Consider the following 23830-nt stretch of genomic DNA (forward strand, 5'->3'; position numbering starts at 1 on the left):
CACGGGGATCGCTGAAACGCCACCATTCGCCACCCCTTCGTATGAACCCGCGCCGGCCCAGGCGCGATTCACTTGACATAGTCCGGCCGCGGGCGGGTGGAGCGGTGCACGCGAGGGCGCGCGCCGCCGGGCGCACCACCCGCGGCACTTCCGCACGCCGCACGGACCCGGTACAACCGGGGAGGTTCGGCGACGGAGAGTGACGATGAACATTCGTCTCGTAACCATCGGGGCGGTGGACCCGTTGGAGGGGGCATGGGCTTCACGATCGGTGGTATGCGCGAGATCCGCTCCGGTACGCGGCGCCGCGGCCGGTCGTACCGCTCCTCGGAGTGCACGGCGGTGGCCGAGTACACCGGGCTGTGGGGCTGGGACGTGGTGCGGGGCGCGCGGGCCGTCGGCGGGGCCTGTTCCTGCGGCCGCAGGGCCTGCCCGGCTCCGGGTGCCCATCCCCTGGACTTCGCGCCCGGGATCCCGGCCGGGGCCACGCTCGACGAGGCGACCAGAGCGTGGCGGGAGCTGCCGGGGGCCGCGGTGATGCTGGCCGTCGGCCGCGCGTTCGACGTCATCGAGGTCGCCGAGCCGGCCGGGCGCCGTGCCCTGGCCCGGCTGGAGCGGATGGGCCTGCCCCTCGGCCCGGTGACCGCCACGCCGGACGGCCGGGCCCAGTTCTTCGTCGCCCCCGGCGCCGCCGCCGAGCTGTCCGCCCTGCTCTACCGGCTGGGCTGGGACGATCCCGGCTCCCTCGACCTGCGCGGACTCGGCCCCGGTACGTTCCTCACGGCCCCGCCCTCCGACCGCGGCGGCCTCGGCCCGGTGCGCTGGCTCCGCCCACCCGCCCTGGACGCGGCCAAGCCCCCGCAGGCCCGCCTCCTCCTCGGCACCCTGGCCTACGTGGCCCACCGCTCCCGGGCGTAGCGGAACGGGCTCGGCACGGCGACGGCGGCGACCTCCTTCGGCGAGCGACCTCCGTCGGCGAGCGAGGACCGGGGCGCGGGTTCCCCCACCGCGACGGCGTCACACGAAAGCGCCCGCCCCGGTGATGGGGCGGGCGCTGGGGAGGGTGGGGGTCAGTCGCCGATGAGGGCGTCGACGAAGGCCTCCGGTTCGAAGGGGGCCAGGTCGTCCGGCCCCTCGCCGAGGCCGACCAGCTTGACCGGCACGCCCAGCTCGCGCTGGACGGCGACCACGATGCCGCCCTTGGCCGTGCCGTCCAGCTTGGTGAGCACGATGCCGGTGATGTCGACGACCTCGGCGAAGACACGGGCCTGGACCAGGCCGTTCTGCCCGGTGGTCGCGTCGAGCACGAGCAGCACCTCGTCGAGCGGCGCGTGCTTCTCCACGACGCGCTTGACCTTGCCGAGCTCGTCCATGAGGCCGGTCTTGGTGTGCAGGCGGCCGGCGGTGTCGATGAGCACCACGTCGGCGCCCATCTCCTTGCCCTCCTTCACCGCGTCGAAGGCGACGGAGGCGGGGTCGCCGGCCTCCGGTCCGCGCACGGTGTAGGCGCCGACCCGCTCGCCCCAGGTCTGGAGCTGGTCGGCGGCGGCCGCGCGGAAGGTGTCGGCGGCGCCCAGCACGACGCTGCGGCCGTCGGCGACCAGGACGCGGGCGAGCTTGCCGGTCGTCGTGGTCTTGCCGGTGCCGTTGACGCCGACGACCATCACGATGCCCGGCTTGCTCGTGGCCGGCTCGGTCTTCACGATGCGGTCCATGTCGGGCCCGATCAGCGTGAGCAGCTCCTGACGCAGCAGTCCGCGCAGCTCCTCGGGCGTGCGGGTGCCGAGCACACGCACGCGCTCGCGCAGCCGCTCGACCAGTTCCTGGGTGGGCTGCACGCCGACGTCGGCGGTCAGCAGCGTGTCCTCGATCTCCTCCCACGTGTCCTCGTCGAGGTTCTCGCGGGACAGCAGGACGAGCAGGCCCTTGCCCAGGGCGTTCTGCGAGCGGGAGAGGCGGGCGCGCAGCCGCACCAGACGGCCGGCGGTGGGCTCGGGCACCTCGATCGGAGGTGCCGGGAGCTCCTCGACGGGCGGCTCCTCGACGGCGGTGGGAGCCGAGCCGCCGGGGAGGTCCACCTCCTCGATCGTCCGCCGCGGCTCCTCCCGCGGCGTCTCGGCCTCCTCGCCGACGTGTGGCTCGGCCGGAGGGGCGGTGATGTCGGGCGCCGAGGGCGGCGGCGGGGGCGGCGGCTTCCTCCGCCGGCTGCCGACGATGAGCCCGCCGAGCGCGCCGAGCACCACCACGGCGATGACTACAGCAAGGATGATGGTTTCCATAACGCGTCCAGTATGCGCGACCACCTGGGCGTTCAGCGGTAGTCCCGACGGGGCCGCGTGCCCCTGGAACACCGGGCCCGCCGGCCGCCCGGCTACCCCATCTCCTCCAGCGCCTTGCCCTTCGTCTCCTTGACGAACTTCAGGACGAACGGGATGGAGAGCGCGGCGAAGGCCGCGTAGATGACGTAGGTCCCGGCGAGGTTCCAGTCGGCCAGCGACGGGAAGCTCGCGGTGATGGCCCAGTTGGCGATCCACTGCGCGGAGGCGGCCACGCCCAGGGCGGCGGCGCGGAGCTTGTTCGGGAACATCTCGCCGAGCAGGACCCAGACGACGACACCCCAGGACAGGGCGAAGAAGAGGACGAAGACGTGGGCCGCGATCAGGGCGACCCAGCCCTGGGTGGCCGGCAGCTTGCCGCCGACCAGGGGGTACGAGAACGCCCAGGCCTCCAGGGCGAGACCGACGACCATGCCGGCCGAGCCGATGAGCGCGAGCGGCCTGCGGCCGATGCGGTCCACGAAGATCATCGCGATCACCGTGCCGAGGATGTTGATGATCGATGTCGTGAACGAGTAGACGAACGACTCCGTCGGGTTGACGCCGACCGACTGCCACAGCGTCGCGGAGTAGTAGAACGCGACGTTGATGCCGACGAACTGCTGGAAGGCGGAGAGGCCGATGCCGATCCAGACGATCCGCTTGAAGAGGAAGCTGCCGCCGAGCAGGTCCTTGAAGCTGGACCTGTGCTCGCGCTTCATGGCGTTCTCGATCTCGGCCACGCGGGCGTCGAGGTCGATGTGGTCGCCCTCGACCTCGGCGAGGATCCGGCGGGCCCTCTCGCGGCGGCCCACGGAGAGCAGGAAGCGCGGGGACTCGGGGATGGCGAAGGACAGCAGTCCGTACAGGACGGCCGGGACGACCATCACGCCGAGCATGACCTGCCAGGCCTCCAGGCCCAGCAGCCGGCCGCGCTGGTTGCCGCCGGCGGCGTTGAGCAGTCCCCAGTTGACGAGCTGGGAGACGGCGATGCCGACGACGATCGCGGCCTGCTGGAAGGAGCCGAGGCGGCCGCGGTAGGCGGGCGGGGCGACCTCGGCGATGTAGGCGGGACCGATGACCGAGGCCATGCCGATGGCGAAGCCGCCGACGATCCGCCAGAAGGCGAGGTCCCACAGGGCGAACGGCAGGGCGGAGCCGACGGCGCTGATGGTGAACAGGGTCGCGGCGATCCGCATGCAGCGGATCCGGCCGATGCGGTCGGCGATACGGCCCGCGGTGGCGGCGCCGATCGCGCAGCCGATCAGGGCGATGGCGATGACCTGGGCCAGTTCCGCGGATCCGATGCCGTAGCGGCTCCGGATGGCTTCGACGGCGCCGTTGATGACGGAGCTGTCGTACCCGAACAGGAAGCCGCCCATGGCGGCGGCCGCGGCGATGAAGATGACGTGCCCGAGATGTTCGGGGTGAGCTGTCCGGGCTCCTGGGCCTGGGGCCTGCGTCGTGGTCACGTGTACTCCTCGGGCACACCCCGGCAGGCGCTTCCGGGGTGGGGGTCAGGCATGATCCGACTACCCCGAAGTGGCGGGCGCACGCGGACCCGCCCGCCGCCGCACGAGCGCCCGGTCGCTGCCGCGGGCGCCGGCCTCCCCCGCCTCCGCACGCGCCCCGGGCCGCTACCGCAGGCGCTGGCTGATGACCTTCGACACGCCGTCGCCCTGCATGGAGACGCCGTAGAGCGCGTCGGCGACCTCCATCGTGCGCTTCTGGTGCGTGATCACGATGAGCTGCGAGGCCTCCTGGAGCTCCTGCATGATCCGGATCAGCCGCTGGAGGTTGGTGTCGTCGAGGGCCGCCTCGACCTCGTCCATGACGTAGAAGGGGCTCGGACGGGCCTTGAAGATGGAGACGAGCAGCGCCACGGCGGTCAGCGACCGCTCGCCGCCGGAGAGCAGGGACAGCCGCTTGACCTTCTTGCCCGGCGGGCGCGCCTCGACATCCACGCCCGTGGTGAGCATGTTGTCGGGGTCGGTCAGTACGAGCCGCCCGTCGCCGCCCGGGAAGAGCCTGCCGAAGACGCCCTCGAACTCGCGGGCGGTGTCCCGGTAGGCCTCGGTGAAGACCTGCTCGACGCGCTCGTCGACCTCCTTGACGACCTGGAGCAGGTCGGCGCGGGTCTTCTTGAGGTCCTCGAGCTGCTCGCTGAGGAACTGGTGGCGTTCCTCCAGCGCCGCGAACTCCTCCAGGGCGAGCGGGTTGACCTTGCCGAGCTGCTGGTAGGCGCGCTCGGCGGCCTTCAGCCGCTTCTCCTGCTCGGCCCGTGCGTAGGGCCGGGGCCGGTTGCGGGGGTGCTGCGGGTCCTCCGGGAGCTGCTCGCCCTCGGCGGGGGGCGAGGGCGGTACGGGCTGGTGCGGCCCGTACTCCTCCATCAGGCCCGCCGGTTCGACCCCGAGTTCCTCCAGGGCCCTGGTCTCCAGCTGCTCGATGCGCAGCCGTTTCTCGGCGCCGAGCACCTCGCCCCGGTGGACCGAGTCGGTCAGCTTGTCGAGTTCGGCCTTGAGGTCCCGGCCCTCGGCGCGGGCGGCGGTCAGCTCCTGCTCGCGACGGGCCTTGGCGGCCTCGGCGGCGGACCGCTCCTGTTCGGCGCGGGCCACGGAGACCTCGACGTGGGCGAGCAGCTGCCGGGCGCCGGCGGCGACCGCCGAGGCCACCTCCGCCTCGTGGCGCAGCCGGGCGCGCCGCTGCTCGGCACGCGCGCGTGCCTCGCGTTCGGCGCGGGCGGCCCGGTCCAGCGAGTCGGCCCTGCCGGCCAGCCCCTTGACCCGTTCCTCGTGCGTACGGACCTGGAGGCGGGCCTCCATCTCGGTCTGGCGGGCGTTGGCGCCGTCGGCGGCGAGCCGGTCGCGTGCGGAGGTGTCGGGCTCCTCCTCGATCGGCGTCTCCTCGGCCACGGCGAGCCGCTCGGCCAGCTCCCCCGCTTCCTGAAGGGCGTTGTCGAGGGCCTCCTGGGCGCGGGCGGCGGCGGCCGCCGAGCGCTCGGCCTCCCCGGCTGCGCCGCGTGCCTGTCCGGCGAGCCGGCCCAGTTGCTGGGCGACGGCCGACTTCTCCCGGTCGGAGGTCCGCCGCCGCTCCCCCAGTTCCTCGACCAGCGCCGCGCACCGGCCGCGCCGCTCGGCGGCCCGCTGCTGGTCCGCGGTCAGCTCCTCGCACCGCACGGCGAGCCGCTCCAGCTCGGCGGCGGCCTCGTCCACAGAGGCCTGTACCTCCAGCAGGCTGGGCGCCCCCGCGGAGCCGCCCTGGGCGAAGTACGCCCCGAGCAGATCGCCCTCGGCGGTCACCGCGGTCAGCTCCGGCCGTGCGAGAACCAGGTCCTCCGCGTCCTCCAGCGTCCCCACCACGACGATTCCCCGCAGCAGCCACCGCGCGGCGGGCATCAGCTCGGCGGGACCGCGTACGAACTCGGCGGCGAAGGGGTGGTCCGGTGCCGGGCCGGGCGGGGCCGCGGTCGTTTCCGGTGAGGGGCCGGCGAGGAGCAGCGCGGCCCGGCCCGCGTCCTGTTTGCGCAGCAGGCGCAGGGCGTCGGCCGCCGCGGTGGGACTGGTCACGGCCAGGGCGTCGGCGGCGGCGCCGAAGGCGGTGGCCAGAGGGGTCTCGTAGCCGGGGGTGACCGTCAGGAGTGCGGCGGCGGGGCCCAGCAGGCCGGTGAGGCGGTCCTTCGCGCCGAGCAGGGCGCCCGTGCCGTCCTTGCGGCGCAGGCCCAGGGCGAGGGCGTCGTGCCGGGCCTGGGTCGCCGCCCGCTTGCGTTCGGCCGCGGTGACCGCCTCGCGGGCCGCGGTGAGGGCGGCCTCCGCCTCGGCCAGCGCCGTCCTCGCCGCCTCGTGCCGCCCGGCCAGTTCCTCGTCGCCCGCGTCGAGGCCGTCGACCTCGGCCTTGAGCGCCTCGTACTCCTCCTGGGCCTGGACGGCACGTTCCTGGGCCTCGTCCCTGGCGGCGGCCAGCCGCTCGATCTCGGCCTGGGCGGAGGCGGCGCGCGAACGGGCCGCGTTCACCTGGCCGGCGAGCCGGGCCAGGCCCTCGCGGCGGTCGGCGATGGCGCGGGCCGCGTCCTTCAGGCGCCGCTCCTCGACGGCCAGTTCCCGCTCCAGCTCGGCGCGGTGGGCGACGGTGTCGTCCAGGGCTCGCTGGGCCGCCTCCAGGGCCGCCTCGAGCCCTGCCTCCTGCTCGCGGACGCGCTCGGCCTCGCGTTCCAGTTCCTCGGGTTCGCGGCCGCGCCGCTCCTCGGCGGGCGCGGAGGTGGCGCTGTGCACGCGCGCGTCGGCGAGCGAGATCGTGCCGCGTACGCGTTCGGCGAGCTGGGACAGTTCGTACCAGGTCTGCTGGGCGCGCTGGAGGCGCGGGACGAGCCGGCGCACCTCGTCCTCGAGGAGGGCCTCGCGCTGGAGGGCCTTCTTCAGCTCCTGCTCGGCGGCTTCCTTGCGTTCCTTCAGGGCCGCCTCGTCGGCGACCTCGTTGCTCAGCGCCTCGCGCAGGCCGACGAGGTCGTCGGCCAGGAGCCGCAGGCGCGCGTCCCTCAGGTCGGCCTGGATGACCGCGGCCCTGCGCGCGACCGCCGCCTGCCGGCCGAGCGGCTTGAGCTGGCGGCGCAGTTCGTCGGTGAGGTCCTGCACGCGCGCGAGGTTGGCCCGCATGGCGTCCAGCTTCCTGAGCGCCTTCTCCTTGCGCTTGCGGTGCTTGAGGACGCCCGCGGCCTCCTCGATGAAGGCGCGGCGGCCCATGGGGTCGGCGTGCAGGACGGAGTCGAGCTGGCCCTGGCCGACGATGACGTGCATCTCGCGGCCGATGCCGGAGTCTGACAGCAGTTCCTGGATGTCGAGCAGCCGGCAGGTGTCGCCGTTGATCTGGTACTCGCTGCCACCGTTGCGGAACATGATCCGCGTGATGGTGACCTCGGCGTACTCGATGGGCAGGGCCCCGTCGGAGTTGTCGATGGTCAGGGACACCTCTGCGCGGCCGAGCGGCGGGCGCCCGGTGGTGCCGGCGAAGATGACGTCCTCCATCTTGCCGCCGCGCAGCGACTTGGCCCCCTGCTCGCCCATGACCCAGCTGAGCGCGTCCACGACGTTGGACTTGCCCGAGCCGTTCGGCCCGACGACGCACGTGATCCCCGGTTCGAACCGGAGCGTGGTCGCCGAGGCGAACGACTTGAACCCGCGGAGGGTCAGGGCCTTGAGGTGCACGCAGCCGGACTTTACCGGCAGCTCCTACCCCACTTCACTAACCCCCGCAACCGCGCGGTTTCGCCTCTGAATATGCAGGGCACACCAAATGTTAAAGACGGTGAAAGGGTGCGCGGGGGCAACGAAGGCGGGGCAAGCGGGGCCAAGCAGGGCCAAGCAGGGCGGGGGAAAGAACGAAGGGACGCCGAAGCGTCCCTTGCAACTCTGGCAACTGAGCGGTTGACGACAGCCCAACCCCTGTGTCGTTGTGCGATGCAGTGATCAGGTGAGCGCAGGCTCCGCCTGGTGTGCGTCGACGCGCTCCATGATCCTGTCGTGAGAAGCGGCAGCCGTCAGGGCGTCGTTCTCGGCCTGGATCCGCACAAGCTCGGATTCCAGGTCCTGGACGCGCTGCTGGAGCCGTCGCATCTCGGCGAGGAGTCGAGGGTCGGAGCCGCCGACGTAACCGAGAAGCGCCTTTGCCATGATGGATGGTCCTCCACACTGAGTGACCGACCGAAGCGGTGTGGGTCGTGAGGGATTCGCACCCGTGGTGCTTGGCACTGCCTGAGTTGTGGTGCCGTTCATCCATGCCAAACAGCTGAGGTGCGCGGGCTTTCAGCGTCTCACCAAAAAGTTTGACGGTCAACACGATCACGCCCCGTATCCATGGGTGTCCCGGGGGCGCGCGACCGGAAATCAGGTGGCGCTGCGACTCCTGCGGGCCCTTCGGGGCGTGCGGATCATCCTGCTGTGCGGAGCCTGCCATGCCGCGCGTTTCTTGGCAACCACCTGCTCCTTTTCCCTCCGGGCAGGTGCCGGTGGCAGATGCCGCCGCCGCCGTCGGGGCCCCACCGCGCCACACGGTCAGCGGATCGCGAACCCGTCGTAGCCGCCGCGAGGTGTGTCCCATATCTCGGTGACACCGTCGACGCGTCCGGGCGTGTCGCCGCCCTGCAACCAGTCCAGGAGCTTCTGGCACCCCTCGCGGGCCCCCTCGGCGACCACTTGCACGCGCCCGTCCCCCAGGTTGAGGGCGAAACCGCTCAGGTCCCCGATCTCCAGCGCCCTGGCCCGCGTGAACCAGCGGAAACCCACTCCCTGGACGTGCCCGCGGACCCAGGCGACCAGTCGAACATCCTCGCTCATGGGTGCAACCTAACCGGCCAATGTCTCTCGCGGCACCTCCGCCCCTCGCGCCATGCGGTACCGTCCCGATCCAATGAATCTCATCTGAAACTCACTCGATCGTGTGAGTTGGGTTGACCGCGTCGGCTCAGGGCGCGCGTCGACCGAGAGAGACGAGGAAGGCCAGCACATGGGACGCCACCGACGCTGGGACGCCGGCCGCGCCGCCACGGGCCGCGCCACGGGGGACAGTCGGACGCACGGCTCGTACGAGTACGAGCCCGACCGCGATCCGTGGGACAGCCGCCCGCAGGACGACGACGGCCGCCTGGGCATCGCGCCCTATCTGAACCCGGACCTGTACGGCGACGCGCCCGCCACGGCTCCGGAGTACCTCTTCGACACGGACGACGGCTCCGCCCACGCCAACACCACCGTGATCTTCCCGGCCGACGGCTTCAGCCCGGCGGACGGGCCGCGGGAGCGGGGGCACCGCCGGAAGAAGAAGGCCGCGACGCCGGTCCGCACGGGGCTGCTCGGGGTCTCCGCCGCGGTCGCCCTCGGCACCGTCGCGGTCGCCACCGGCGCGGTGCCCGGTCTGGAGAACTACAAGCTGGGCGGCCCGGGCGGCGGCGCCGACAAGGTGCAGGCCGCGGGCTCGCCGACGAACAGCGAGGCCCCGCTGGGCGGCACCTCCGGCAGCGCCGACGCGGGCGGCCAGGCCGGCGGCTCCACGACGAGCCGCGGCGCGGACCGGCCCGTTCCGTCGCAGCGGTCCGCCTCCGAGTCGGCTCCGGCCTCGAAGCCGGAAGCGGAGGCGTCGGCCACGCCCACCAAGGCACCGGAGGCGAAGCCGACCACCGCCCCGGAGAAGCCGGAGACCGCGCCCGCCGAGACCGCCTCCCAGGCCGCCCCGGCGAAGACCGAGGCCCCGACCGCCGCCCCCACGCAGGCGGCCGTCGAGGCCGAGGTGCTCAGGCTCGTCAACGAGGAGCGGGCGAAGGTCGGGTGCAGCGCGCTGACGGCGAGCAGCGCGCTCGCCGGCCTCGCGCAGGACTTCAGCGAGGCCATGGCCGCGGAGAACTTCTTCGACCACACCGACCCCAGCGGTGCCTCGCCGTGGGACCGGGCGGCGAAGCTCGGCATCACCAGCCTCGGCGGCGAGAACATAGCCCGCGGACAGGCCGACGCGGCGGCGGTGATGGACGCCTGGATGAACAGCCCGGGCCACCGCGCCAACATACTGAACTGCGACTTCAAGACCCTGGGCGTCGGCGCGCACTTCGGCTCCGGCGGTCCGTGGTGGACGCAGGACTTCGGGTACTGACCTGTGGGAGCCGGGGAAGTGGTGGGTCGGGGACAGTTCGATCGCTGACACTCGTGCCGGCCGCCCATGGGCCACATGTCTTCGCGTGCGGTCAGGCCACGGCGAGCAGTACCACCAGCAGCACCAGGCCGGCCGCCGCCGGGGCGAGGATCTCGTACGCCCAGCGCACCTCGGGCTGCCCCTGGCCCTCCTTGGTCATGGCACCTGCCTCCTGGAGCGCACGCAGGCTGTCCATGGTCCTGTCGGGTTGCGGCTGCAGGCGTTCCAGCCCCGTGCTCGGCCGGTCGGGCCGTCCCAGGTCGTAGAGGCGGCGGTCCAGGCCGGGGCCACCCGGACTCTGCAAGGCGTGGGACATCCTGATCTGCGCGCGGCCGGCTCGCTTGAGGCGGCGCGTGGAGAGCGGGATGGCCCACAACTGGTACTTGGTGCCGATCTGGTCGAAGGCTTCGTTGGAGTGGCCGGACCGCAGACCGGAGACGGCACCCCAGGGCAGTGTGATGGTGCGGAACGGGTTGCGGATGCGCAGCCGGTGGTCGTTGGCGAAGACCGCGGGCCGCAAGGTGAGGGCGAACAGCAGCGGAATCACCAGCAGCATCGCCGCCAGCGCCTTCCAGGGCATGCCGCCGTCGGTGGTGACGACCGCGGCGATGCCCAGACACAGGACGACGACAAGCAGTACCGCTCCTGTGGCGATGTCGAGGAGCGACCGGAAGACACGGTCGGTGGAGACGGGCTGCGCGGCGCGGCGTGGTGACCGCGGGTCGGGTGTCGGCATGCGTGCGATTGTGCCTGACATGAGCACAACTGGAATAGCGATACGGCCGGCACCCCCTTCGGCTGTGCCCTGAGGTGGCACTGACTCGTGGTTAGCGCCGCCCGACGGTCAGCGCTGTGCGCCAGTACGCTGGAGGACATGAGCACCCCGCAGACCCAGGACCTCCCGTACAGCGTGTTCGCCAGGGCCTGTCCCTCGCGCGGGACGCTGGAGCATGTCACGGGGCGCTGGGGCGGGCTGGCGCTGGGCGCCCTGTACGAGGGCTCGCTCCGCTTCAACGAGCTGCGCCGCCGGGTCGACGGGGTGAGCGAGAAGATGCTGTCCCAGACACTCCAGGCGCTGGAGCGGGACGGCCTGGTGCACCGGGAGGCCCAGCCGACCAATCCGCCGCGAGTGGACTACGAGCTCACGGCGCTGGGCCGCGAGGTCGCCGAACGCCTGCTGGCCCTGATCCACTGCGTGGAGGGGCGCATGGACGACGTCCTGGCGGCACGCGAGCGTTACGACACCGCGCGCGGCGCCCGCTGACACTTCGGGCAGTAGTAGCTGGAGCGGTTCATCCACGGGCGGCGGCGCAGCGGTGTGGCGCAGCGGCGGCAGGGCAGGCCCTCGCGGCCGTAGGCGTCCAGGGAGCGGTCGAAGTAGCCGGACTCCCCGTTGACGTTGACGTAGAGGCTGTCGAAGCTGGTGCCGCCGACGGCGAGGGCCTCGTTCATCACCTCCCGGACGTGGGTGAGGAGTTCGGCCGTGCCGGGGCGGGTGAAGGTCGCGGTGGGGCGTTCGTAGTGGACGCGGGAGCGCCACAGGGCCTCGTCCGCGTAGATGTTGCCGACGCCGCTGATCAGGGACTGGTCGAGCAGGGCCCGTTTGATGGTGGTCCGCTTGCGGCGCAGGGCCTGGTGGAAGGCCTCGTCGTCGAACAGCGGGTCGAGGGGATCGCGGGCGATGTGCGCGATGACGTCGGGCAGCCCGTCGGGGGTGGTGTCGTGCAGCGACAGGCCGCCGAAGGTGCGCTGGTCGACGAAGCGGAGTTCGGTCGCGTCCGCCGTGGAAGCGGCCGGTGTCAGCGTGTCGGCGAGGCGGACGCGGATGCGCAGGTGCTTCTCGGTGGGCGCGCCGACCGGCTGGACCAGTAGCTGGCCGCTCATGCCCAGGTGGGCCAGGACCGCCTGGCCGCTGTCCTCCAGGGGAAGCCACAGGTACTTGCCGCGGCGGCCGGGCAGGCCGAGCCGGTGACCCTGGACGCGGAGCGCGAAGTCCTCGGCTCCGGCCAGGTGGCGGCGTACGGCACGCGGGTGCAGCACCTCGACGTCGGCGACGCTGCGGTGCGCGACCCACCGTTCCAGTCCGCGTCGTACGACCTCGACCTCGGGCAGCTCGGGCATGACTCCCCCGTTCACACGTCACGGCCGCTGTGGCCGTCACGGGCCGAGCGCCCGCCCCGGGGCGGGGACGGGCGCTCGGTCGCGTTCTGCTGGGTGCGGCCCGCCGGCGGAGTACCGCCGGACGGCCGCGCTCGGTTTTCCGGTTCTCAGGCGGGGGCCGGCGCGTCACCGGCGCCGTCGGTGGATCCCACCGTCTTGGCGCGCTCGTCCGCCGCGGCCCGGATGGCCCGCCACGCGGACTCCGCGGCCTGCTGCTCCGCCTCCTTCTTGCTGCGGCCGGTGCCGGTGCCGTACGAGACGCCTCCGACGCGGGCGGCAGCAGTGAAGGTCTTCTCATGGTCGGGGCCGGTCTCCGTGACCAGGTACTCGGGCACGCCGAGCCCCTCGGTCGCGGTGAGCTCCTGGAGGCTGGTCTTCCAGTCCAGGCCGGCTCCGAGGTTGGAGGACTTCTCGATCAGCGGGTCGAACAGGCGGTGCACCAGTTCGGAGGCCGCGTCGAGGCCCTGGTCGAGGTAGACCGCGCCGATCACCGCTTCCAGGGTGTCGGCGAGGATGGACGCCTTGTCCCGGCCGCCCGTGCCCTCTTCACCGCGGCCGAGCCGGATGAAGGCGCCCAGGTCGAGGCCGCGCCCGACCTCCGCCAGCGCACGCGAGTTGACCACCGCGGCCCGCAGCTTGGCCAGTTGGCCTTCGGGCAGGTCGGGGTGGGTGCGGTACAGCGTGTCCGTGACGACCAGGCCGAGGACGGAGTCACCGAGGAACTCCAGCCGCTCGTTCGTCGGCAGACCGCCGTTCTCGTACGCGTAGGAACGGTGGGTCAGCGCGCGCACCAGAAGGGCGGACTCGAGCGTGTAGCCGAGCCGCCCTTCCAGAAGCGTGTGGGACGAGGCCGTGTTGTCCGACGGAGCGGCTCCGCGGCGGCGGTGGTTGCCCGCTTCGGCGCCTTCCGCCTTCTTGGCAGTGGACACAGTGCCTCTCACCAGCCGCTCAGACCTCGAGGACCTGGCGCTTGTTGTAGGTGCCGCACGACGGGCACGCGATGTGCTGCTGCTTGGGCTCGTGGCAGCGCTCGCACGCAACCAGGGTGGGGACCGCAGCCTTCCACTGCGACCGGCGGTGGCGCGTGTTGCTGCGCGACATCTTCCGCTTCGGAACAGCCACGGCTACTTCTCCTGCTTCTCGTCGGGGCGTGCCGATCGAGGCGCGCCGCCGCTCATCTCGTCCTTCTCGCCGTCCTTCATGGTGCCGGCGAGTCCCTGCAAAGCCGCCCAACGGATGTCGACGGCGTCATGGTGGTGGTCCGGGTCGTCCAGGAGCCGCGCACCGCACTCGGAGCACAGCCCAGGGCAGTCTTCCTGGCACACCGGCTGCATCGGCAGTGCGAGCACCACCGCATCGCGCAGCAGAGGTTCGAGGCCGAAGAGTCCGTCCTCGAGGAAGAGCCTGTCCTCGTCGTCCTCGGCGTCGGCGTCGGGCTCCGCGGACACGCGGCCCCGCTCGTCGGCGTCAGGGTACGAGAACAGCTCCTGGAAGTCCGCTTCGAGATCGAACTCGAGCGGCTCCAGACACCTTACGCACTCCCCCTCGGCCTGTGCACGGGCGGTGCCTGTGACGAGCACCCCTTCCATGACCGACTCGAGCCGGAGTTCGAGCTCCACCGGGGCGCCTTCCGGCACTCCGACGACGCCCTGGAGACCGAGGTCCTTGGGGGCGGGGACCGTGCGGGTCAGGCGCTGCTGCGCGCCGGGCCGCCGCCCCAGCTCATGCGTGTCGAACACGAGAGGGTTGCGGTGGTCTAGGCGGGCGTTCTGAGCCATTCCTGCTTCGGTTTCCAAACTCGGGGGGACGCTTACCCGGTGATGTTCCGGGCAGCGCGGATCGCGGACGTATGCGCGACCGAAGGGCCAGGATACTTGACCTTTCGCTCTCGGCCCAATCGGCGGCCTGCCTAGAGTCCTCGGCCCTGTTCGTAGGCGCGCAGCTGCTCGGCGCTGATCATGCCGGTGTCGAAGAGGCTGGTCTCGTCGAGGGCGTGGGCCTGCGGCTGTGCGTAGCCGTGCGGGTCCTGCGGGTCCTGCTGGCCCTGGTTCGGGTCGTAGGCGCCCGGCTGGGCGTCGTAGGCCTGGAAGGAGGCGCCCTGCGCCTGGGCGTAGCCGGTGGCGTCCGCGGTGGCGGCGTACGGGTCGGGCTGCTGGTAGCCGTACTGGTCCTGCTGGCCGTAGCCCTGCTGGTAGCCGCCGTACGGATCGTTCTGCCCGGGCTGCTGGTAGCCGTAGGCCGGCTGCGGCTCGTACTGCGGCGGGGCGGGCTGCTCGGCGGGCGCGGCCGCCGGTGCCGCCGGGGTGAGCGGGGCGTCGGCCAGGGCCGCGAGGTCGGCGAGGTAGTCGGCGTCGCTCGAGTGCTGGACGGTGGTGGTGTCGTCGGCGAGGGCGCCGAGGTCGTCGGTGGCGATGCGGCCGTGCAGCTTCTGGCGGCCGCGGCCGACGGCCTCCAGGGTCTTGGCGAGGACCGCCTCGAAGGCGCCGAGCTTGGCGTCGACGTACGCGTCGGCGTTGCGGCGCAGGGTCTCGGGGTCGTGGCTGCGCTCGGGGGCGTCCTCGTCCTCGTAGCCGTCCTCGTCGAGGCCGGGGCCGGTGCCGAGCAGCTTCTCGCGGCCGCGGCCGACCGAGCCGAGGGTCTTGGTGAGGACGACCTCGAAGTTGGCGAGCTTGGAGTCGACGTATTCGTCGGCCTCGGCGCGGACCTCCTCGGCCTCCTGCCGGGCCTCGCCGAGGATCCGGTCGGCCTCGGTCTGGGAGCGGCGGGCGACCTCGGTGCCGGAGATCAGCGAGCCGCGCTCGGCGTGCGCCGTCTCGATGATCCGCTCGGCCTCGTGCCGGGCCTCCTGCACCATCTGGTCGCGGTCGCCGATCAGCTCCTGGGCCTGGGCGAGGGAGCCGGGCAGGGCCTGGCGCACCTCGTCGAGCAGTGCGAGCAGGTCGGCGCGGTTGATCACGCACGACGCCGACATGGGCATGGACCGGGCGCTGGAGACCGTGGACACGATCTCGTCGAGCTTCTTCTGCACGTCCACCGTGTGCTCGCCACTCTCTACAGGTGTGTTGGACTACCGATGTGTCGGAGACGGACGGAACGACTGTACGTCCATGAGGTGATCGCCGGACACCGGGTGACGGGCCGTCAGCCGCCTCAGTCCTTCTTCAGCCGCCCGGCGAGGGCTTCGAGAACCTGCGGCGGCACCAGGTGGGAGACGTCGCCGCCCCAGGCCGCGACCTCCTTGACCAGGGAGGACGACAGGAAGCTGTAGGTGGGGTTGGTGGGCACGAACAGCGTCTCGACCCCGGAGAGGCCGTTGTTCATCTGGGCCATCTGCAGTTCGTAGTCGAAGTCGCTGACGGCGCGCAGGCCCTTGACGATGGCCGGGATGTCACGCTGCTTGCAGAAGTCGACGAGGAGGCCGTGGAAGGCCTCGACGCGGACGTTGCCGTACTCGGCGGTGACCTGCCGGATGAGGTCGATCCGCTCGTCGATCTCGAACAGGCCCTTCTTCGACTGGTTGATCATCACCGCGACGTAGACCTCGTCGTAGAGACGGGAGGCGCGGGCGATGATGTCCAGGTGTCCGTTGGTGACGGGGTCGAACGACCCGGGGCAGACGGCGCGGCGCACTTGAAATCCCTCGCTCTCCGGTTCGGTCATCGTGCGTCTTCGCACGTAGAGGCGGCGCGACCGTACCAAAACGTCCCTTCGCCGTAGCGACGGGCCCGGATCGCTTCGAATCCCGGCGGCCACGTGAATTCCCCGCCCCTGGTGCTGCGCTCCACGGTGACGAGGGCGTCGGCCGCGATCCACCCCTGGGTGCGGAGTGTGAGCAGGATCTCGCGAAGATCGTCGTCGGAGACCGCGTACGGCGGGTCGAGGAAGACGAGGTCGTACGGCTTCGCCGGGGGCGACGTGTGGACGATCTGTTCCGCTTTGCCCGCCCGTACGTCGGCGCCGGGGAGGCCGAGCGCCTTCACGTTCTCCCGGACGGTGCGGACCGCTCGCTGGTCGGCCTCCACGAGCAGGGTGTGCCCGGCGCCCCGCGACAGCGCCTCCAGGCCGACGGCGCCCGAGCCGGCGTACAGGTCCAGGACGCGCTCGCCGTCCAGCGGGCCGCCGAGCAGCGACTGCCAGGTGGAGAACAGGCCTTCGCGCGCCCGGTCCGAGGTGGGACGGGTTCCGCTGCCCGGCGGTACGGCGAGACGGCGTCCGCCGGCCCGGCCGGCGATCACGCGGGTCATGTCTGGTCCTTGCTTGTCGGGGACGGCCTGGTCGGTGGCGGCCGTGGCGGTGGCGGCTCGGGTGCGGGCCGGTCCCAGTCTGTCAGCCCTTCTCCAGGTATTGCTCCCGCTCCTCGTCGAGCAACGCGTCCAGCGCCGTGCGCAGCCCGGGCAGGCGCTCCAGCTCGGGGTCGGCGGCCACCACCGCGGCGGCCTCCTCGCGGGCCTCGGCGATGATCTCCTCGTCCTCGATGACGGCGAGCACCCGCAGGCTGGAGCGGGCGCCGGACTGGGCCTGGCCGAGGACGTCGCCCTCGCGGCGCTGTTCGAGGTCGATGCGGGAGAGCTCGAAGCCGTCGAGGGTGGAGGCCACCGCGTTCAGCCGCTGCCGGGCGGCGCTCGCCTCGGGCATCTCGGTGACCAGCAGGCACAGTCCGGGCGCCGAGCCGCGGCCGACGCGGCCGCGCAGCTGGTGCAGCTGGGAGACACCGAAGCGGTCGGCGTCCATGATCACCATCACCGTGGCGTTCGGTACGTTCACACCGACCTCGATGACCGTGGTGGCGACCAGGACGTCGGTCTCGCCGGCGGCGAAGCGGCGCATGACCGCGTCCTTGTCGTCGGGCTGCATGCGGCCGTGCAGCACCTCGACCTTCAGGCCGTGCAGCGGGCCCCTGGCGAGCTGGTCGGCGATGTCCATCACGGCGAGCGGCGGGCGCTTCTCCGCCTCGTCCTCGGCGGACTTCTTCGCGGCGGCCTTCTTCGGATCGTCCTCCTCGTCCCCGATGCGCGGGCAGACCACGTACGCCTGGTGGCCCTTCGCCACCTCCTCGCGCACCCGCTCCCAGGCCCGGGCCAGGAAGTGGGGTTTGTCGGCGGCCGGGACGACATGGCTGGCGATAGGCGAGCGCCCCGCCGGGAGCTGGTCGAGGACGGAGGTCTCCAGGTCGCCGAAGACCGTCATCGCGACCGTGCGCGGAATGGGCGTGGCGGTCATGACCAGCAGGTGCGGGGGCTGCTTGCCCTTTCCGCGCAGGGCGTCGCGCTGTTCGACGCCGAACCGGTGCTGCTCGTCCACCACGACCAGTCCCAGGTCGTCGAACAGGACCTTGTCCTCGATCAGCGCGTGCGTGCCGATGACGATGCCCGCCTCGCCGGTGGCCAGGTCGAGCAGGGCCTGCCGGCGGGCCGCGGCGCCCATGGACCCGGTGAGCAGCACCACCTTGGTGGCGTGCTCGGCGCCGCCCAGCATGCCCGACTCGGCGAGCTCCCCCATCATCTCGGTGACCGACCGGTGGTGCTGCTGGGCCAGCACCTCGGTGGGCGCGAGCATCGCGGCCTGTCCGCCCGCGTCGACGACGGCGAGCATGGCGCGCAGGGCGACGAGCGTCTTGCCGCTGCCGACCTCTCCCTGGAGCAGGCGGTGCATCGGGTGCTCGGTGGCCAGGTCGGCGAAGATCTCGCGGGAGACCTTCCGCTGACCGTCGGTGAGGGTGAAGGGGAGGCGGTCGTCGAAGGCCGCGAGGAGGCCGTCCGGGCCGGGTACGCGGGCGACGGCGGGGAGCTGGGTGTCCGCGTGGCGTCGGCGGGCGAGGGCGACCTGGAGGACGAAGGCCTCGTCCCACTTCAGCCGGGCGTGGGCGTCGGCGATGTCCGCCTTGGTGTGCGGGCGGTGGACCTTGAGCAGGGCCTCGGGGAGGGTGACCAGGCCGCGGCCCGCGCGCAGCGACTCGGGCAGCGGGTCGAGCGCCTCCTGGGCGCTGGGCAGGACGGTCTGGACCGCCTTGCCGATCTTCCAGGACTCCAGCTTGGCGGTGGCCGGGTACAGCGGGATGAGCGCGCCGGCCCAGCTCTCGACCGCCTCCCCGTCCTCCCCCTTCAGCAACTCGTACGCCGGGTGGGCCAGTTGCAGCCGGCGGTTGAAGACCGAGACCTTGCCCGCGAACATCGCGCTGGTGCCCGGCAGGAGTTCCTTGTGGGGCTTGTGCACGCCGTTGCCGAAGAAGACCAGTTGGAGCCGGCCGCTGCCGTCCGTGATCGTCACCTCCAAACGCTGACCCTTGCCGCGGGGCGCGCGGGAGGAGGCGAAGGTGTGCAGGCGGGCGTCGGCGACCTGGGCGACCACCGTGACGTGCTCGTCCATGGGCAGGTCGGCGAGGTGGGTGAGCTGGCCGCGCTCCTCGTACCGGCGCGGGTAGTGGTGCAGGAGGTCGCCGACGGTGTGCAGGCCGAGGTGCTCGGCCATCACCTTCGCGGTGGCGGGGCCGAGCACTGACTTCAGTGGCTGTTTCAGTGGTTCTTGCAGTGCGGGCACGAGATCCATTGCACACCACGGCACCGACAATGCCGTAAACCTCCGGGGAAACCCCTGGTCAGCCGGTCCGTGCAGGGCCTAGGATGACGCGCTCCGGCCATCCCCGCGGCTGCCGCCTCACAGGTGCCGCCCTACCCCGCGCCGACCCGAGATCCCCCCACCGGCGCTGCGACGATGGACTTCCAGACCTCACAGTCAGCACAGGCATCCCACTCATCACAGTCGTCCGGCGAGCCCCGCCCGGCCCATATGTTCCAGGTCGATCTGCGGGGACTGGTGGACCTGCTCTCGCACCACCTGTACTCCAGCCCCAAGGTCTACCTGCGCGAACTGCTCCAGAACGCCGTGGACGCCATCACCGCCCGGCGCGCGGAGGAGCCCGGCGCCCCGGCGCGCGTACGGCTGTTCGCGGACGGCGGCACCCTCCGGGTGGAGGACACCGGCGTCGGCCTCACCGAGTCCGACGTGCACGAACTGCTGGCCACCATCGGCCGCAGCTCCAAGCGGGCCGAGGGCCTGCGAGAGGCGCGCTCGGACTTCCTCGGCCAGTTCGGCATCGGCCTGCTGGCCTGCTTCGTGGTGGCCGAGCGGATCCGGGTGGTCAGCCGCAGCGCCCGGACGCCCGAGGCGCCTCCGGTGGAGTGGACGGCGCGCGACGACGGCTCGTACACCGTGCGGACCCTGCCGGACTCCGCCCGCCCGGAACCCGGCACCACCGTGCACCTCCAGGCCCGGGCCGGGGCGGGCGAGTGGCTCACCGAGCGGCGTGTGCTCGCGCTGGCACGGGACTTCGGGTCGCTGCTGCCCTACGACGTCCGGGTGGGCGAGGAGGCGGTCACCGACCTGCCGGCGCCCTGGGACCGGGCGTACCCCTCCCCCGCGGCCCGCCGGGTCGCCCTGGCCCGGCACTGCCACGAGGTGTTCGGGTTCACCCCGCTGGACGCCATCGGCCTGGACGTGCCGCTGGCCGGGATCCGCGGGGTGGCGTACGTGCTGCCGTCGGCGGTCAGCCCGGCGCAGCGGGCGGGTCACCGCGTGCACCTGAAGGGCATGCTGCTGACCGAGCGGGCCGAACAGCTGCTGCCCGACTGGGCGTTCTTCGTGCGCTGCGTGCTCGACACGGACAGTCTGCGGCCCACCGCGTCGCGGGAGTCGCTGTACGAGGACGAGACGCTGGCCGCCGTGCGCGAGGCGCTCGGGGAGCGGATACGGTCCTGGCTGACCTCTCTCGCGGCCGGCGATCCGGAGCGCTTGGAGGCGTTCCTGTCGGTGCACTTCCTGGGGGTCAAGTCGCTGGCCCGGCACGACGCGGAGATGCTGCGCACGATGCTGCCGTGGCTGCCCTTCGAGACGACCGACGGGCGGCTGTCCCTGGAGGAGTTCGCGCGACGGCACCCCGTCGTGCACTTCACGCGGACGGTCGAGGAGTACCGGCAGGTCGCGCCGATCGCCTCCGCGCAGGGCGTCGGCGTCGTCAACGGCGGCTACACCTACGACAGCGAGCTGGTCGAGGCGCTGCCGTCGGTGCGCCCGGGGACGGTGGTCGCCGAGCTGGACGCGGACACCGTGACCGCGCACCTGGACTCCGTCGACCCGGCCGAGGAACTGGCCCTGTCGGGCTTCCTGGCCGCCGCGCGGGCCCGGCTGGACCCGCTGGGCTGCGACGTCGTGCTGCGCGCCTTCCACCCGCTGTCCGTGCCGGCGCTGCACCTGGACGACCGGTCGGCCCGGCACGAGCAGGCCCGCGCCGAGGCCGAGGAGCAGGCCGACGACCTGTGGGCGGGCATCCTCGGCTCGCTGCGCGGCGGCGCCCCACGCGCGCGTCTGGTGCTCAACCACCTCAACCCGCTGATCCGCCGCATCGGTTCACTCGGCGACCCGGAACTCATCGGCACCGCGACCGAGTCGCTGTACGGGCAGGCGCTGCTGATGGCGCAGCGCCCGCTGCGGCCGGCGGACTCGGCGCTGCTGAACCGGGCGTTCATCGGCCTGCTGGAGTGGGCCACGCACAGCGACACCGACGCGACGGGGGACGGCCACCGATGAGTGAGACCACCGACTTCGACTCGCTGCGCCGTGAGTTGGCCGCCAACGGGGAGCGGCCCGAGGGTCCGGCTCGCAACGCGCGCGCGGAGCTGCTGCTCGCCGAGGCCGAGCGGCTGAACATCCCGCTCGCCGTGATCGAGGCGCTCGGACACCAGCTGAAGGTCTACAACTACAGCTCCGAGAAGGACAAGATGTTCGTCCCGTTCGCGCGGCTGCTGCGCATGTGGGACGACCGCCCCGAGGACTTCGACGAGTACGAGACCCACTCGCTGCACTGGGTCTTCAAGTGGATGTCGGCGGGCATGCTGGGGCAGCCGCACATCCCGTTGGCCGCGATCGAGAAGTGGCTCGGCGAGATGGAGCACCGCTACCGGCTCGCCGGCCACTCCGAACGTGCCGTGCGCAGCGCCGAGTTCAGTGTCGCCCGGCACATCGGGGACCTCGCGCGGGCGGAGCGCGCGTACGCGGCGTGGCTGGCCGCCGACCGGGACAGCATGGCCGACTGCCATGCCTGCGAACTGCACGACCAGGGCCGGTGGCAGGCCGAGTGCGGCCGGGACGCGGAGGCGGTCGAGCTGTGGCGGCCGGTGCTGGACGGCGAGTTCTCCTGCGCCCACGAGCCGCACGGCGTCCTCGCCTCCTCGCTGCTGCCGCTGCTGCGGCTCGGCCGTCTCGACGAGGCGCGCGCTCATCATCTGCGGGGCCTGAGACTGGTGCGGCCGATGGAGAGCATGCGGGGCGCCTACGCCGACCATGTGGCGTTCTGCGCGCTGACCGGCAACGAGGCGCGGGCCCTGGAGCTGCTGGCCGAGCGGCCCGCGTACTTCGCGGACGACGGGAACCCGCTCAGCAGGCTGGACTTCCTGGCGGTGACGGCCCTGCTCATGGAGCGGCTGGTCGAGCTGGGGTGGGACGGGCAGACGGTGCCCGGTCCCGCGGGGCGGGCCTGGACGGCCGGCGAACTCGCCGCGCACGCGCGCGCGGAGGCGACGGCCCTGGCGGTCCGCTTCGACGAGCGCAACGGCACGTCCCGGGTGGGCGAGCGGGCACGCGCGCGCATGGCGCGGCGCCCGCTGGTGGAGCGGCTGCCGCTGGGCGTGCGCACGGCGCGGCGGCCCGCCGGCACGGCTTCGGCTCCCGCCGCGCGGGTCCCCGTGGAGACGGCTGAAGCCGCGACTGCGGAAGCGGCGGCCGGGGAAGCCGGCCTGCCCGCGCTGATCGCCGAGGCGCGGCGGCTGTCGGACACCCTGCGGCCGCACGCCACGGAGGCGTGGGCGGCGGTCGCGCGGGCCGCGGAGGGCGTCGAGCTGGCGGCCCGCGACCAGGCGGAGATCGCCGAGCACGAGGCGATGAGCCAGGGCCCCGAGGGTGCCGCGCTGTTCGAGCGGGCCGCCGAGTCGTACGCGCGGGCGGGCGACCCGGGCGAGGCGCTGGCGGCACGCTCGCGGGCCGCGTACATGAGGGCGCTGACCGGCGATGTGGACGGGGCGCTCGCCGCGGTCGCCGAGCCCTACGAGCGCGTCCTCGCGCTGTACGCGCAGGAGGGCACCGGCGTTCGGCAGACCGCGTCCGTGGTGATGGGGCGGGCACGGATCCTGATGCGGCCGGTGTACGAGGCCGGGGGGCCCGTGGACCCGGGGGCGCTGTCCGCCGCCGAGGAGGCCGTGCGGGAGGTCCTGGCCCTCGTGGAGGGGCACACCGGGGACGATGTGCGGCTGGCGGCCCGGGCGGCCGAGGCGCGGGCGATGCTCGCCGAGACCGCCGCGCGCGCCGGGGATCTGCGGGGCGCCGCGGAGCTGTTCGAGCGGGCCGCGGCCGAGTACGCAGGGGCGGGTGTGCCGTGGTTCGCGGTGGAGTACGAGGCACGGCTCGCGGCGCTCGCGCACCATCTGGGCGACCCGGAGGGCGCCGAGCGGGCGCTGCGGGCGGCCCTGGAGCACGGCGGGACGTATCTGGAGGCCGCGGGCCGGGCACAGCTGCACCTTCAGCTCGCCGAGGTGCTCGGCGGTCTCGACCGGACCGAGGAGGCGGCGGAACACGCCCTGGAGGCCGCGCACTGGGCCGACGAGGCGGGCGAGGGACCGGCGCTCGGGGCCTGGGCCCGCCAGCAGCTCGGCGGTCTGCTGCTGCGGCTGGGGCGGTGGGCGGAGGCCGCGGAGGTGCTGGAGTCCGCGCTGCCCGACCTGTCCGCGGACACGCACGGCGACGGGGCCGTCGTGCAGACGCAGTGGTGGCTGGGCGACTGTCTGAGCGAGCTCGGGGAACACCGCGCGGCGGCCGAACGCCGGCTGCAGGCCGCCGAGATCGCTCGGCACTGGCCCGAGCAGCAGGACCACGCGACCCTCGCCCATCTGGCCGCCGAGTCGCTGAGCCGGGCGGGGCTGCACGAGGAGGCCGAGCGTGCGTACACGCGCGCGGGCGACCTGTGGCGGTCCCTGGGCGACGTGCACGGCCTGGTCCGTGCCCTGCGCGCACGCGCGTGGCTGGCATCGGGCACCGAGGCAGGCCCGGACGCGGCGCGGGAGCTGATGGGGGCCGCGGTCACGGAGTGCGAGTCGGCGCTGGAGGCGGTGGACGACGCGGCGGCGCGACAGCGGCTGGTCGCGGAACTCGGTCAGACCCTCCGGCAGTTCGGCGACCTGCTCGCGGACGGCGCGGCGGACGAGGCCGTGGCCGAGGAGGCCCTGTCCAGGCTGGAGCAGGCGATCGCCGCCTTCGCCCTCCTGGGTCCGGCCGCTCTGCACGACCGCACCGCGGCGGAACTCGCCGCGGGCCGTCTGGCAGCCGACCTGGGCCGCTCCGCCGAAACCACGGCACACGCACGTGCCGTGCTGGCGGCCTACGAGGACGCCGACGAGGGAGACACCGAGGCGCCGCCCCTGCGCGCGCGAGCCGAAAGTCTCCTGCGCGCGCTGGAGCAGGGACCGGACGACTGACCGGCGACCCCGCAGCGGAACTCACCACCGGACGACCGGCAACGGCACCAGGCCACCACGCACACGCGTGCCACGGCGACGGCCCACCAGCCCGCGCCGAGGACGGCCGGACGCACTCCCGGCGCGCAGAGGCCAAAGGGCTCCTGCGCACCCTGGAGGCGGGAC

The 23830-nt window shown here is 72.9% G+C and carries 19 protein-coding genes; 5 read left to right on the forward strand and 14 right to left on the reverse strand.

What is annotated here, in order from left to right; translation table 11 throughout:
• The first annotated feature begins 255 nt into the window (after positions 1-255).
• On the forward strand, positions 256-918 hold the full coding sequence (locus tag CG719_RS29400) for a bifunctional DNA primase/polymerase (protein WP_100571741.1): 663 nt from the start codon (positions 256-258) through the stop codon (positions 916-918).
• 152 nt (positions 919-1070) lie between these two features.
• On the opposite strand, the gene ftsY is transcribed toward CG719_RS29400, so the two are convergent.
• The 5 genes from ftsY to CG719_RS29430 form a co-directional block, all read right to left on the reverse strand.
• Complete coding sequence (gene ftsY / locus CG719_RS29405) at positions 1071-2279, reverse strand: signal recognition particle-docking protein FtsY (protein WP_100571742.1); 1209 nt, start codon at positions 2277-2279, stop codon at positions 1071-1073.
• A gap of 92 nt (positions 2280-2371) precedes the next feature.
• A complete protein-coding gene (locus CG719_RS29410; protein WP_100571743.1) occupies positions 2372-3787 on the reverse strand; it encodes a sugar porter family MFS transporter in 1416 nt (471 codons plus the stop codon).
• Positions 3788-3952: 165 nt separating this feature from the next.
• Positions 3953-7513 carry a chromosome segregation protein SMC gene (smc, locus tag CG719_RS29415; protein ID WP_100571744.1) on the reverse strand — a complete coding sequence of 1187 codons (3561 nt, stop codon included), beginning with the start codon at positions 7511-7513 and terminating at the stop codon, positions 3953-3955.
• A gap of 261 nt (positions 7514-7774) precedes the next feature.
• Complete coding sequence (locus CG719_RS29425; protein ID WP_009190853.1) at positions 7775-7978, reverse strand: hypothetical protein; 204 nt, start codon at positions 7976-7978, stop codon at positions 7775-7777.
• 381 nt (positions 7979-8359) lie between these two features.
• Positions 8360-8641 carry an acylphosphatase gene (locus CG719_RS29430; RefSeq protein WP_100571746.1) on the reverse strand — a complete coding sequence of 94 codons (282 nt, stop codon included), beginning with the start codon at positions 8639-8641 and terminating at the stop codon, positions 8360-8362.
• Positions 8642-8810: 169 nt separating this feature from the next.
• On the opposite strand from CG719_RS29430, the gene CG719_RS29435 reads away from it, so the two are divergent.
• Positions 8811-9947 carry a CAP domain-containing protein gene (locus CG719_RS29435; RefSeq protein ID WP_100571747.1) on the forward strand — a complete coding sequence of 379 codons (1137 nt, stop codon included), beginning with the start codon at positions 8811-8813 and terminating at the stop codon, positions 9945-9947.
• A gap of 91 nt (positions 9948-10038) precedes the next feature.
• Here the strand turns inward: CG719_RS29435 and CG719_RS29440 are convergent, their stop codons facing one another.
• Positions 10039-10722 carry a PH domain-containing protein gene (locus tag CG719_RS29440; protein ID WP_100571748.1) on the reverse strand — a complete coding sequence of 228 codons (684 nt, stop codon included), beginning with the start codon at positions 10720-10722 and terminating at the stop codon, positions 10039-10041.
• Between the two features lie 138 nt (positions 10723-10860).
• On the opposite strand from CG719_RS29440, the gene CG719_RS29445 reads away from it, so the two are divergent.
• On the forward strand, positions 10861-11250 hold the full coding sequence (locus CG719_RS29445) for a winged helix-turn-helix transcriptional regulator (protein WP_100571749.1): 390 nt from the start codon (positions 10861-10863) through the stop codon (positions 11248-11250).
• On the opposite strand, the gene mutM is transcribed toward CG719_RS29445, so the two are convergent.
• From mutM to recG, 8 genes are all read right to left on the reverse strand, one after another.
• Positions 11223-12107, reverse strand: a complete 885-nt coding sequence (gene mutM, locus CG719_RS29450) for a bifunctional DNA-formamidopyrimidine glycosylase/DNA-(apurinic or apyrimidinic site) lyase (protein ID WP_100571750.1) — start codon at positions 12105-12107, stop codon at positions 11223-11225. The two genes, CG719_RS29445 and mutM, sit on opposite strands and share 28 nt — an antisense overlap.
• Positions 12108-12253: 146 nt before the next feature.
• Entirely contained in the window at positions 12254-13087 is an 834-nt protein-coding gene (gene rnc / locus CG719_RS29455; RefSeq protein ID WP_199836826.1) for a ribonuclease III, read from the reverse strand.
• Positions 13088-13094: 7 nt separating this feature from the next.
• Complete coding sequence (gene rpmF / locus CG719_RS29460; protein ID WP_003951102.1) at positions 13095-13268, reverse strand: 50S ribosomal protein L32; 174 nt, start codon at positions 13266-13268, stop codon at positions 13095-13097.
• Positions 13269-13270: 2 nt separating this feature from the next.
• Complete coding sequence (locus CG719_RS29465; protein WP_100571752.1) at positions 13271-13924, reverse strand: YceD family protein; 654 nt, start codon at positions 13922-13924, stop codon at positions 13271-13273.
• Positions 13925-14055: 131 nt separating this feature from the next.
• Positions 14056-15180: an ATP synthase F0 subunit B gene (locus CG719_RS29470; protein WP_100571753.1), complete on the reverse strand. Its 1125-nt coding sequence runs from the start codon at positions 15178-15180 to the stop codon at positions 14056-14058.
• Between the two features lie 116 nt (positions 15181-15296).
• Complete coding sequence (coaD, locus tag CG719_RS29475) at positions 15297-15776, reverse strand: pantetheine-phosphate adenylyltransferase (protein WP_199836830.1); 480 nt, start codon at positions 15774-15776, stop codon at positions 15297-15299.
• A gap of 26 nt (positions 15777-15802) precedes the next feature.
• Positions 15803-16390 carry a 16S rRNA (guanine(966)-N(2))-methyltransferase RsmD gene (rsmD, locus tag CG719_RS29480; protein ID WP_100571755.1) on the reverse strand — a complete coding sequence of 196 codons (588 nt, stop codon included), beginning with the start codon at positions 16388-16390 and terminating at the stop codon, positions 15803-15805.
• A gap of 82 nt (positions 16391-16472) precedes the next feature.
• Positions 16473-18692 (reverse strand): ATP-dependent DNA helicase RecG, encoded by a 2220-nt coding sequence (gene recG, locus CG719_RS29485; RefSeq protein ID WP_100571756.1) that lies wholly within the window; start codon positions 18690-18692, stop codon positions 16473-16475.
• Between the two features lie 165 nt (positions 18693-18857).
• On the opposite strand from recG, the gene CG719_RS29490 reads away from it, so the two are divergent.
• Entirely contained in the window at positions 18858-20729 is a 1872-nt protein-coding gene (locus CG719_RS29490) for an HSP90 family protein (protein WP_100571757.1), read from the forward strand.
• Entirely contained in the window at positions 20726-23665 is a 2940-nt protein-coding gene (locus CG719_RS29495) for a hypothetical protein (protein WP_100571758.1), read from the forward strand. Before CG719_RS29490 ends, CG719_RS29495 begins: the two co-directional genes overlap by 4 nt.
• Positions 23666-23830 lie beyond the last annotated feature (165 nt).

It is taken from the genome of Streptomyces sp. CB01373, assembly GCF_002803075.1.
Taxonomy (GTDB): domain Bacteria; phylum Actinomycetota; class Actinomycetes; order Streptomycetales; family Streptomycetaceae; genus Streptomyces.